This is a genomic window from Paenibacillus tepidiphilus (assembly GCF_008635795.1).
Taxonomy (GTDB): domain Bacteria; phylum Bacillota; class Bacilli; order Paenibacillales; family Paenibacillaceae; genus Paenibacillus_AQ; species Paenibacillus_AQ tepidiphilus.
In genome coordinates, this window is record NZ_VWRQ01000001.1 from 304,585 (window position 1) to 316,538 (window position 11,954).

Here is an 11,954-nt window from a genome sequence, read left to right on the forward strand (position 1 = left end):
GTCCAAGCAACCTTGGACTACATCCACTATACCCGGCCATTGCTGACAGATACGGTCAGTGATCGGAATTTTCCGCAGGCTCTTCACTGTAATGGGCGGCCAGCCCGGTGGCCACGGCTGCCATCCGCCGCTTTAAGGATGCGGGCTCGACAATGGTCAGCGCTTTGGCGTACGGCAGCAGATAGTAAGGCACATACCGGTTCATCGTGGTATCCTCCAGCAGAAAACGGGCTCTGCCGGGTTCCCGACTTTCCAGGGTGTGCCCGAACAGCCAGTGGCTGCAAAGGTCGTTTAGTACCTCAGCAGACGCTTCGATAACCAGGGATACAGGCGGGGAGTGTGTTTCCCCGCCCGGCAGCAGTCCCTGCAGCAGAAATTCCCGCGCCGAGAAGCCGTCCGGACGGACGAATATGTTGTCCGTCCGCCGGAGCCCGGCGATCCGGTCCACACGGAAACTGCGGATCTCGCCGCGCAGGTGGCAATGCCCGGCCATGTACCACCGGCCCTTCCAGAGGACGAGACCGTAGGGGTCAACCTGGCGTGAGGTGGTACCCTCTCTTTCGTTCCCCTTGCGGTAATCCATCTCCAGTGTAAGCCTTTGGGTGACGCAGGCTGTCAGGTCGGCGAGGCAGCCTGCAAGGTCGGCGCCGGGCGTATGCAGAATCTCAATGCCGCCCGCATCGCGCTCGAGCTGCGCAAGCTGGGCGTCATTGCTGTAGCGCCGCAGCTTGACCATGGCCCGGTCCAGCGCCTCCTCATGCGGGTAGCCGCTTCCGCGGGCGAAGGCGGAGGCTTGCACGAGCGCCTGCCGCTCCTGCGCGTCAAAGAACAGCGGCGCCGCCCCCGTATGCTCCGGCAGGCTGTAGCCTCCGCCGGGACCGGCGTCCGCCAGAACGGGGACACCGCTTGCGCAGAGCGCATCGATATAGCGGTATACGGAGCGGACGCTAAGCTCCAGCTCCGCTGCCAGCTCTGCGGCGGTTCGTTTACGCTGCCGCAGCATCCACAGAATTGATAGCATATGATCGGCTTTGGCCATAGCGGCGTATCCTCCTTGGTGCGCTCGGTCGGAACCGCTCAAGTGCGCACAGATATACTTTAATTCTCCAGGAAGATTGTCCTTGTTGCAATCCCTTTATGCCGCCGGCCGGGCATGGGGAAGGTCCAAAAATGCAGGGCACAGCAAAAAGGCATTCCGCTGTCTGAAACAGCAGAATGCCTGATTGAGAATCTATGGTCTAATCACAAGCACCGCGGGGCTTACTTGGTCTTGACGACAAGCGCATTGCTGATGAGCCGGCCCGGCTCGGTCAAATATCTGCCGCCGTAATACAGGCCGCTCGAAGCGCCGCCGTCCATGTTCATTGCCTGGTAAGCACCCGCCAGCTTCATAATTTGCGCCAGCTGGGGAATCGTTGCACCGCCCGTGGTCAGCAGAATCAGCTTGTGGTCACGGGTAAGCCCCAGCGCGCTGCGCGCTCCGCCCCCGGTCAGGATTTTGGGGTCCTTGAAGCCTTCGGCGACGGCGTTTATCGCCGGCTGGCCGTTAAGCAGAAGCCGGGGGCCAGCCTGAATGGCACCGGCTACCGCCCCGCTGTTGAAGCGGTCCATAAATTCGGTCCCGGGAATCACATCGGCCAGAAGATTGGCGTCATATACAAACACCGTCCGTTTGTTGCCGGGGCTGTCCATCAGCAGCTTGCCGCCGCCGGCGATATAGCCGTAAGGGGCTTTGTAGGCATCCTTGGTGTAGGCGTTGAAGAAGGTGCCGTTGATGGCGGCCTGCGCCTGGCTGCGTTTGGCAATGCTGCCGAGCGACTCGGTCTTGCCGACTGCATTGCCGGCCAGAACGGCATCCAGGCTAACCGCAGGATGCAGCAAGGATACGGTGACCATTTGCACCGTGAACGAGCGGCTGCCAACCTTGAAGGTCCGTGTGGCGCTTGTAGTTGCCGGGGCCTCCGCCTGAATCAGATTGCCGCTCTGCACCGGCATTACGATCTTGTCATCGCCCGCTGTCAGCGTCAGCGAATCAGGGGCTTTATTCCACTGCAGGCTAATGCCCAGCGTGCTGCTTACTGCAGAGAGCGGAACATACGTGGTCCCGCCGCTCGCGAAAGCCGGCTTGGCCAAGGTCAGAGTATGGTCACCGGCGGTTGCGCTTTTGCTGCCGCGCTTGAAGCTGAGGGTAAGCTTTCCCCTTGCAATGACGATGCTTCCGTCGTTTCCTGCGGTCGCAACGATGCCGTCCAGGCCGTTTAAAGAACGCAGCGGTACAAAGGACGTGTTCGCTTTATCGAGATATGCGACATTTTTGGGCGGCGGCGCCGCTTCTGCGGACCCCGGCAAGGACAATGCGGCGGTAAGCGACAGGAGGAAGGACAGGATGAGTAGGCTTGCTTTTTTCATGGGACAGGTCAGGCTCCTTTGATCTGTACAGCTGTTCTGCTGTAACCGGGATGTATGTATAGGCCACTGTAAGCAGCCGGATTAATTATTATATAGGACAAGCTTGCCGTCAATCGGTCTGAAGTAACGACGGGCAGGCAGCAGCCTCGTTCCATGCGTTATGGCGTCCGGAGGAGCAGTGTTATAATTTACATGCAACAGCAAATAACAACACACAGAAGGCGGGAGCGCAGATGACAAGAATAGGTCTTATTCGGCACGGCAGCACGGCATGGAACAAGGAAGGCCGGATTCAGGGCCATACAGACAATCCGCTGGACGAAGAGGGCTTGCGCGAGGCGGCTGCCCTCGCCGGACGGCTGAGCGGTGAAGGCTGGGAGTATCTGTATACGAGCGATCTGCTGCGGGCGAAGCAGACGGCAGAGGTTATTTCCGCGCGGCTAGGACTGCCGGTTACCGGAATCGTTCCGGAGCTGCGCGAGATGAACGGCGGACTGCTGGAGGGCTCTACGGAGCAGGAGCGCTTGGCGCGCTGGGGGCAGGACTGGAGGGAGCTGGAGCTTGGCCTGGAGCCGCACGAATCCGGCATGGAACGCGGGGTCAAGGCGGTGACGGAGCTTGCCGGGCGCCATCCCGGCGGCAATATTCTTCTTGTCAGTCACGGCGCTATATTGCGCAGCACGCTGAAAGGGCTCGTCCCCGCACTTGATGTCAGCCGGCTGCTGGGCAACACGTCGATTACCGTCCTCGTCAAGAACGGTGATGAGTGGACCTGCGAGCTTTACAATTGTGTGAAGCATGTACAAGAACAAGAGTAGAGGCCCCAGAAGCTTCCATCAAAGAACGGGCCGCATCTGCCGATAAATAGATTAACAGTACTGAAGGATGTGATTGTCCTTGGAAGAAGCACGCAATTATCTATTTATCATATGCACCGTTCTCGTTGCCGCTGCTGCCGCTTACGGCATATTGTGGTTATCCCGGCGGTTCTCCGCTAAAGCCCCCAAGACCCGTGCGGTTCGCACGAGCCTGAATATTGCCGCCGCAGGCGGCGGATTGGGTATCATGCATCTGCTGGGCAAGCAGACGATCTCCGGCTTCCTCCAGCCTGATGACAGCCAGATGGTGGCGCTGGGGCTATATGCGCTGTCCATTGCCGGTTTCCTGCGGCTGTTCATCTGGGGACGCCGGCTGCTGGCTGAACGGGAGCAGCTTAAGGAATTGGCTTACAAGGATAGCTTAACCGGTCTGCTCAATAAGAACGGTATGGAGCATTTCTGGAACCGCTGCAAACCGGGGGAGCAGCTTGCCGTGCTCTATATGGATCTCAACCGCTTCAAGTCCATCAACGACAGTCTGGGCCACCATGTCGGCGATCTGCTGCTGCAGGCGGTCGGCGGCAGCCTGCAGCAGTTCTCCCTGAAGAACAGGCGCCATCTCTTCCGGGTCGGCGGCGATGAATTTGTCATTATTGCCAAGCGCTGCGGACGTAAAGACGCCGAAAGACTTGCCGTGCAGGTTATGGAGCGGATCAACGGCCATTACCTGCTGGAGCAGCACAACCTGTATTTATCGGTCAGCATCGGCGTAACGCTCAGCCACGGCAAGGTGGACCGGGTGCGTCTTCTGAAAGAGGCTGATTCGGCCATGTACAGCGCCAAGCAGCTGGGCAAAGGCCGCTACGCCGTCTACCGCCAAGGCGGTCAGACGCAGCCCGTGCAGCAGTGGGTTGGCAGCTCCAGGGCTAATGAAGCGTGATCAGACCGGGGTCAAGGGCACTTCTGGCACTGCAGAGCCTGGCCCGGTTCAGGATTCCCGGGAGTAGGCGGGGGTTCCGGCGTCTTTGGACGGCCCTTTCATCAGAAACAGGCTGAGCAAGGCCAACGCCATACTGCCGGCTGCGGCATAGAACAGAATGGCGTAATCCGTCAGGTCGATGAGCAGCCCCAGCAGGGGCGGGGAACTGATGGCCGCCAGCGAGGAGACCAGATAATACATCCCGGTACGGGTTCCGATGCTTTCCTCGGTGCCCGTCGCCACGATATAAGGATATGAATTAATATTGATGCAGGCCCAGAACATCCCGCCCACCAGCAGCAGCCCCCGCAGCGCCAGCAAACTCTCCGTCAGGCTCACCAGAATGAATACGGCCGTCAGTCCGATGACGCCGATGGTAATGACCTTCTTTTTCCCAAAGCGCCCGCCCAGCCATCCGCTCGGAATGGCAAAGATCACAAATGCCAGCGAAAAAAAAGTAAGCGAAAAGGAAGCCGCCTGCTCGCTAAGCCCCAAATGGTTCTTGCCGTACAGGGTGAAGAGCGTCTCTACGCCCTGATAAGCGACAAACCAGAAGAAGATGGCCGTCAGCAGCCAGATTGTGGTCCGGTCCAGCTGGCGCAGCAGTGAAATACGCGGAGGTTTGCCGTTAATACCCGTCACAGCTTCTGTCAGCGCTCCGTCTGCAGGACCGTTCGCAGTGCCGTTCGCAGTGCCGTTCGCAATGCCGTTCGCAGTGCCGTTCGCAGTGCCGTTCTCCTTACCCGGCGCCCCCGGTGCATATGTCGTGGCCAGTCCAGCGTTAATCCCGTCCCTGGACTCCTTAATGCTGCGCGATACGATGAACAGGCAGAGCAGCGTGATCAGACCGGCCACCAGAAAAGGCAGCACCGGGCTTGTCTCGTACAGAAAGGAGCCTGCACCGAAAGCCAATATGGAGCCGACGCCGCCCATAAAATTGATCAGGCCGTTGGCCTTCGTGCGCCGCGCATCCGGCGTAATATCCGGCATCAGCGCCACGGTCGGCGAGCGGTAGAGGCTCATCGCCAGGTTCATCATCATCATGAACAGCAGCAGGGTGAAGAGTCCGCTGTGGAACGGCAGCAGCATCGTCAGCACGGCCGCCAGCGGCATTCCGGCCAGCAGGTAAGGCATGCGCCGTCCGAACCGGGTGACCGTCCGGTCGCTGCGGTTGCCGACCCACGGCTGCAGGAACAAGGCGAAATAATTGTCGATCGTCATCATAAAGCTGATTAATGCGACACTCTCCACATACTTCTCCAGGAAGAACGGAACAAAAGCGTTATACAAGCTCCATGTGATGCTGATGCTGAAAAAGCCAAAGCCGAGCAGCCAGACTTTTTTCACAGCTTCACACTCCCTTGGCAGCCAGCAGTCCGGCCAGCATATCGGGATGGTCGGTAATGATACCGGCCACGCCGGCGTCGATCAGTTCGGTCATCCGCTTGGGATCGTTGACGGTGAAGGGATGGTAGACTACGCCATGTTCAGCCGCTTCGGCGACGAATTCCGGCAGCACAGCGAAATGAAACGCGTGAAGCGCATCCGCGTGCACGGTAGCGGCATAATCCCATGGACGGTACAAGCCTTCCCCGTATAAAACCCCTGTGCGGATCTCCGGCGCCAGCGATTTGCAGTAGGCGAGCGAATAGTGGTTGAAGCTGGATATCACAACGCGTTCAGTCAGCCCGTAGGCCCGTACAAGCGCAATGACCTTCTCCTCCATTCCCGGGTACAGGAATACGCCGTTCTTCAGTTCGATATTGAGAATGGTGTCGCGGTTCTGCAGCAGCTCCAGCAAATCCTCCAGCAGCGGCAGGCGTTCCCCCTGAAATTCCGGAGCGAACCAGGAGCCGGAGTCAAGCAGCTGCAGCTCACTCAGAGTAAGGTCTTTAATGAAGCCGCTGCCGCTGGTGGTACGGCTTACCTCTTCGTCATGGATGAGCACCAGCCTGCCGTCCCGGGTCATTTGCACATCGGTTTCAATGCCGGTGGCGCCGAGCTCCAGACTTTTGCGGAATGCCGCCATTGTATTTTCCGGACAGACCGCCGATGCGCCGCGGTGTGCAAAATTGATAATGTTCATGAACGTGATTCCTCCGCCTCTGATAGAAGTTAGCGGGACCGCAGGATACGCGGACCTCCTTCTTTGTATTCCACACTGCGGCCGATAACCCTGTACGGATGGGGCGGGAAATTACCGCAGCGGAAAATTTTACAGAGCGTTTACCTCGCTGTGACAAAAAAAGGGGACCGCGTCAGGCCGACACGATCCCGTGGATAATTTCATGCACCTGCTTCGCTTCGCTGAAAGCCTCGTTATACTGCGGATCGGTCTTTCGGGCCGGGGCCAGGCCGGGCAGAAAGGGGATGGACAGGACGGGGGTGTCCTCGTTCAGGAGGTAGATTTTGAGCGTCAGCTCGTTAACTTCCTCGGGGATATCGGGCACTGCTTGGCCGGGCGAGCAGGGTGTGTCTGCGGGTGGGAATGCGCCGGGGTGCTGGTGATCCGGCTGGTTTTGCTGACCTTGCTGAGGGTCAGGGAATTCTCTACCAGCTCGGAGCCAAGGATAGCCTCGAAGGAATACAGCCTGGCCACAGGGGGTGCCTCGGTTCCCGGAAGATACGAGCCGACCGCCAGTGATTTGCCGTTATCGTCCAGAGCGATGATGTGCGACTGGTCGGGGGTAATGAAGCGTTCCGGAAAGCTTAAATTGAAGGGGGCAAGCGAGCGCGCCAGCGTATGCAGCGGGGCCGGGGGAGCGACCAGCCTGAATTGCAGCACAGCGGCTGCAACCAGCAAGGCAGTTCCGGCTGCGGCGCAGAAGATAGCCAGGGCAATAAGCATGGTACCGCCTCCTAAAAGTTTTTGAGCAGAGCATCCGGGAATCAGCAACGTACAAAACTTGCATCGAAAGCATGGGCCTGGTTTTGTGAGCAAAGCATCCGGGAATCAGCAACGTACAAAACTTGCATCGAAAGCACGGGAGAGTTTTGTGAGCAGCGGGGTTATTAATAGGTATGCGGATAAAGTCTCTTTCTTGCTGACTCATCGGTACATCCCCTCCATGATTTCGGGTTTGTCGTAATTATATTCCGCCCGAACCGTTCAGCCAATCAAGAGACACTCACGGCATGCCCAAGGAAGACTTGCTGTTTCTCCGTGCAAGCAGCTTGGGCAGCAGCACCAGCAGCTTCTCCCGTGTTAAGGCATCACCGAAATTCCATTTGGCGCTGTCCAGCAAATAAACGCAGCCCTGCTGCACGGCGGGCAGACTGCGCCAGAGGCGGCTCCGCAGCAGTGTCTCCATGGCTGCCCGCGAGTCCCTGCGCCCCGGAACAAGCATGAAGATCCGGTCACCCGCATAATGAGGCAGCTCAGACGGAGAGATTTCCGTGAAGCCGAGCCCCTCATCCAGGATGGACTTGACCGCTTGCGGAGGACGGAAGCCGCCGGGAACATACAGGGCGCTGGACAGTCCTGTCGTCCCCATGGCGAACAGCCGGTCACCATGATCGTAGAACAGAACGGTGGCGGATTCCCCGGAATTCAGCGACTGCCGGAAAAGCTGTGACCACATGGCTGCATTTTTGCCGGCGTATGCCGTGATCCAGGCTTCGGCTTCCTGCTGCTTGCCAAACCATTTTCCCAATATCCGCATACGGTGTTCAAGGGGCGCAAAGGTGTCAAAGGTAAGCGTGGGAGCAATGCCTGCCACTGTTTCATAGGTCCGCTCATTCGGACTCGCCAGTATAATCAGGTCCGGCTTTAAAGACCGGGTTAATACCGGGTCCAGAGGAAAGCCGACATTGGCCACTGATTTGAGCCTGTGCTTGTACACGCTGTTCAGCGTGAACGCCTTGTCCCCGCCGACCGGCCGGATTCCAAGCGCCAGCAGATCGCCCATCGTTTCTCCATGATAGACAATCCTCCGCGGACGTTCCGGAATTTCTACGGTATGGCCGGTCCAGTCAGTGGCCTTTGTCCGTGGTTTGTGCTCAAGCGCATACTGCCCCGGAGTCATGCCGGTCTTCTGGCGGAAACGGCGGCTAAAGTAATACTCATCGGAGAAGCCGACCAGTCTGGCGACCTCGCGGACGGGCTCGGCCGTTTCCTGCAGATATTGCTTGGAGCGTTCAATCCGCTGCACGGCAACATAATCAAGCGGTTTCTTCCCGGTTAATCTCTGAAAAATCGCGGTGTATTGCCAAGGGGAGACCCCGGCCATTTCGGCAAGCTGTTTTACCGTGATATTCTCGGTGTAGTTCTCCTCGATGTAGCGGACCGTGCGTTCCACAGATTGCGCCGGACCGGGCGATTGACGCGAGGGAAGATGCTGCTCGAACAGGAGCAGCAGCAGCTCCTGGAAGATCAGCTGCCGTTTGAAATGCATCACCTCATCCGCCGGTTCACCGCTTAGCGCGACAATCTCCCGGGCCAGCCGGAGAATTCTGTGGAACGGAAGACAGATCAGCTCTATTTTGGCCGGAAAAAGCTCTCCATGGAACGGCTTAGCTTCCTCTGCCGCATGCAAAGCCCGGAATGTGAACTGACAGTATTCGAGAACCCCGTGCGGTGCTTCAATCGTATAAGAGTCGCCGGCTGGCGGCAGATAGCATTTATCGGCACTTATAGGCATCACTTGGCCGTTGATATGCAGCTCTCCGGACCCCGTGGACACCAAGATAAGCGTATGATGAGCATCATTGTAAGGAAGGGCTCGGAAAGAGGGGGATTGGACCACCTGCTTGGCCTCAGCCAACTGAAAGAGCAGCGAGCGGAGCGGGACAGAAGGTGCAGGATCATGGGACATATGCGGCGCTCCTTTCACTAATGAGAATAATTATCAATTATTTAATTGTATAAAAAACAAAGAAGCATATCAACAGTTGTTGATACGCTTCTTTCGTGAATTCGGAGCCTGATCCTGTGCGTTTATGGTCTGGTCTGGCTGAGCATGCCAGGAAGCTCGTCTAACAGCCATTTTCTGGTGGTGGCATCGCTGGAGCTTTTCGTAATGTCCATCGTATAGACATAACCATTCTTGACCGCGGGCAGGCTTTGCCAGATCGGGCTTTGCATCATTGCGTCCGTTGATGCCTGAGCCTCTTCGTCAACGGGGGTCAGAATGAAAATCCGGTCACCCGCATAGTCCTCCAGCACCTCGCGGGATATTTCCTGGAAGCCCATGCCTTCATCAATAACCTTTTGAACGGCTGCGGTTGGCTTGAAGCCATTCTCCTCGTATAGCATCTGCGGCAGCCCGGTCCCGGCCATCACGAACAGCCTGTCCCCCGGATAATAAGTGAAGACCGTGGCGGTCTCGCCTTCCTTCAAGCCGGATTCCTTGAGCTGCTGCCACATTGTCGCTTCGTCCGTCTTATACTGGGTCAGCCATGCTGCGGCCTCATCGCTCTTGCCCAGAATTTTGCCGATCTCCGGCATCCGTTCCTCCAGCGGGGCGAAGGTATCAAAAATAACGGTCGGCGCTATTTTGGACAATGCCTCGTAATCGGCCTCGTCGGTGCCTGCATAGATGATCAGGTCGGGTTGAAGTTCCAGTGTCTTCTCCAGGTTAATCGGGAATCCCACATCTTCAACACCGCTGAGCTGATCCTCAAAAATTTTCCCCTCGCCCATGGACAGCGGGTAGCCGGCTGCTTTTACGCCAAGAGCTGTCAGATCCCCGTAGGTTTCGCCGGAGTATACAATCCGCTCCGGATGGGCGGGAATTTGCGAATTATGCCCCATGTAATCGGTATAAGTCCAGTCTGCCGCCTCGCTGCTCCCGGCTGTTTCAGCAGCAGGAGAGGCCTCCGCCGTGTTATTTTTGTCTGCAGCCGCCGGTTCATTCCCTCCGTTGCCGCATGCCAGCAGCAAGGTTGCCATCAGCACGATGACACTCAGGAACGTAATTGATTGTCTAAACTGTTTCATCATCTCTATGCCCCCTAAAATATCGATCACCAATAATGATAATCACTCTCAATTAAAGGATATCATAAAGGATTATTTTCTGCCGCTCAATGGACAAAACACAGACAGGATCATTGTCTTTGTCCAATGCATAGCCAAAAAGCCGCCATCCCGCAAGCAAATGGCTTGCAGGACAGCGGCGTATTACACCCGGCGATATTACTGGAAGCTGCGGCCCTGGTTCAGGGAAGAGCCGAAGGATTGTCCCATTGGCATCGGCGACGGGATATGCTGCTGCGAACCGAATGACGTGTTCAGCGGCACTTGGTTCAGATGCTGAGGCTGTTGGTTAAAAGAGGGCGTAAACGTTGAAGTGTGTACCGGATTAAAGGTTTGCCCTGCAGAATTAAAGCCCGCTACGGAACCTTGTTCGATCTGGCGCAGGCTTTGGGTTACCTGCTGCAGCTGCTGAATTGCAGTGTGATGTCCCTGCAGTGCAGTCTGGATGATTTGAGCTGCTTTATGCTCGCGCTGCGACAGCTCTTCCAGTCTGGAAGCATTCTGCTGCTCCTGCTGCAGCAATTGTTGATAGTTTTGGCTGGCTTGCTGGGTTTGGCTCACCAGCTGCTGGATAATCTGCTCACATTGATTGATCTGGTTCGAAATGTTGGAATACAAAAGGGTTGCCTCCTTGGCATTAAATTGTCCTGCAGGCTTATTATCCCGAGGCCAGGACTGGAATATTCATGCTGCCGGAGGCCGGACGAGCCGGGCAAAAAGGGTACAGGCAGTCCTGCAACTAATTACAGCGAGCTGCGTCTATGTAGAACGAGGTTACCATTATTGCCCATTACTGGAGGTGTGGCAGCATGAATCTGCAGACAGCCGTCCGGCAGCGGACTGGCGGCGCGCGCTTGCTGGCGTTTGCCCTAGCGTTACTGTTATTGTGCTTGACCGGTTTGGCGGGAAATACAGCATCAGCAGCATCTTCGTCCTCATCCAGTCTGATCGTCGTCAACAAAAAAACCAATCAGCTCGGCTATTTCACAGCAGGCAGACTGGAGCGGACGTTTCCGGTGGCGACCGGAAAGACAAGGGAGCTGACTCCCGAAGGCACGTTCAAAATTGTAGTCAAGGTAAAGAACCGCCCGTATTACAAGGAGAAGATTCCCGGCGGCGATCCGGCCAATCCGCTCGGCGACCGCTGGCTGGGGCTGGAAGTGAACGGCACGATGGGCACGACGTATGCGATTCACGGCAATAACAATGAAGCCTCTATAGGCAAGTACGTCAGCGCAGGCTGCATACGGATGCATAATGAGGACATTCACTGGCTGTATCCGCGGGTGCCGAAGAACACGGAAGTCATTATCACCTCGACAACTCTGGGGATGAAGGAGATCGCAAAGCGGCACGGCTATCCATTAGGGAAGATGACCTTCGCCGGCGCAATCACCGCCGGCGGAACAACGGTGCAGCTGGAGCAGCCCTTTCTGCTGGAGCAGTCGCGGGTATATGTTCCGCTTCGGGAAGCCGCAGGGGTGGTTGGCGCTGTCCTGGGGCAGGAAGCCGGAGGCGCGCTGGTGATTACGCGAGGCGGACACAGAGCGGTCTTGAAGCCGCTCGCCGATACTGTAACGGTAAACGGTGAGGTGCAGAAGATGCTGCCCACGCGTTACCTTAGCGGCAGACTGATGCTTCCGCTAAGCGCTTTTCCGCAGGTGTTCGGGGTGCAGTTCAAGTGGGATCAGACCTCGAAGACGGTTCATATCCTTTAACAAGTTGAAAGCCGTTCTCTCCATCTGATGAGAGAACGGCTTATCGTTTCTTA

General features: G+C 57.1%; 12 protein-coding genes. 3 read left to right on the forward strand and 9 right to left on the reverse strand.

Annotation, left to right across the window (positions count from 1 at the left end):
• Window positions 1-55 precede the first annotated feature (55 nt).
• Both F1379_RS01340 and F1379_RS01345 read right to left on the reverse strand, forming a co-directional pair.
• Complete coding sequence (locus F1379_RS01340) at window positions 56-1,039, reverse strand: helix-turn-helix transcriptional regulator (RefSeq protein ID WP_150265508.1); 984 nt, start codon at window positions 1,037-1,039, stop codon at window positions 56-58.
• Between the two features lie 221 nt (window positions 1,040-1,260).
• Complete coding sequence (locus F1379_RS01345) at window positions 1,261-2,409, reverse strand: phosphodiester glycosidase family protein (protein WP_150265510.1); 1,149 nt, start codon at window positions 2,407-2,409, stop codon at window positions 1,261-1,263.
• A gap of 233 nt (window positions 2,410-2,642) precedes the next feature.
• Between F1379_RS01345 and F1379_RS01350 the strand changes: the two genes are divergently transcribed.
• Entirely contained in the window at window positions 2,643-3,227 is a 585-nt protein-coding gene (locus tag F1379_RS01350; RefSeq protein WP_150265512.1) for a histidine phosphatase family protein, read from the forward strand.
• 79 nt (window positions 3,228-3,306) lie between these two features.
• Window positions 3,307-4,167, forward strand: coding sequence for a GGDEF domain-containing protein (locus F1379_RS01355; RefSeq protein WP_150265514.1), 861 nt, complete (start codon window positions 3,307-3,309; stop codon window positions 4,165-4,167).
• A 48-nt stretch (window positions 4,168-4,215) separates the two neighbouring features.
• On the opposite strand, the gene F1379_RS01360 is transcribed toward F1379_RS01355, so the two are convergent.
• The 7 genes from F1379_RS01360 to F1379_RS30165 all read right to left on the reverse strand — a co-directional run bounded on the left by F1379_RS01360 (window position 4,216) and on the right by F1379_RS30165 (window position 10,801).
• A complete protein-coding gene (locus F1379_RS01360; protein WP_150265517.1) occupies window positions 4,216-5,553 on the reverse strand; it encodes an MFS transporter in 1,338 nt (445 codons plus the stop codon).
• Between the two features lie 4 nt (window positions 5,554-5,557).
• Entirely contained in the window at window positions 5,558-6,292 is a 735-nt protein-coding gene (locus tag F1379_RS01365; RefSeq protein WP_150265519.1) for a glycerophosphodiester phosphodiesterase, read from the reverse strand.
• Between the two features lie 172 nt (window positions 6,293-6,464).
• Window positions 6,465-6,656 carry a hypothetical protein gene (locus F1379_RS01370; RefSeq protein ID WP_150265522.1) on the reverse strand — a complete coding sequence of 64 codons (192 nt, stop codon included), beginning with the start codon at window positions 6,654-6,656 and terminating at the stop codon, window positions 6,465-6,467.
• Complete coding sequence (locus F1379_RS01375) at window positions 6,623-7,054, reverse strand: hypothetical protein (RefSeq protein WP_150265523.1); 432 nt, start codon at window positions 7,052-7,054, stop codon at window positions 6,623-6,625. The genes F1379_RS01370 and F1379_RS01375 overlap by 34 nt, the downstream gene beginning before the upstream one ends.
• A 280-nt stretch (window positions 7,055-7,334) precedes the next feature.
• On the reverse strand, window positions 7,335-9,020 hold the full coding sequence (locus F1379_RS01380; protein ID WP_150265525.1) for an AraC family transcriptional regulator: 1,686 nt from the start codon (window positions 9,018-9,020) through the stop codon (window positions 7,335-7,337).
• A gap of 122 nt (window positions 9,021-9,142) precedes the next feature.
• Complete coding sequence (locus F1379_RS01385; protein WP_338046053.1) at window positions 9,143-10,147, reverse strand: ABC transporter substrate-binding protein; 1,005 nt, start codon at window positions 10,145-10,147, stop codon at window positions 9,143-9,145.
• A gap of 195 nt (window positions 10,148-10,342) precedes the next feature.
• Window positions 10,343-10,801, reverse strand: a complete 459-nt coding sequence (locus tag F1379_RS30165) for a hypothetical protein (RefSeq protein ID WP_239004507.1) — start codon at window positions 10,799-10,801, stop codon at window positions 10,343-10,345.
• Between the two features lie 191 nt (window positions 10,802-10,992).
• Here F1379_RS30165 and F1379_RS01395 point away from each other — a divergent pair, with 191 nt between their 5' ends.
• Entirely contained in the window at window positions 10,993-11,901 is a 909-nt protein-coding gene (locus F1379_RS01395) for a L,D-transpeptidase family protein (RefSeq protein ID WP_150265527.1), read from the forward strand.
• Window positions 11,902-11,954 lie beyond the last annotated feature (53 nt).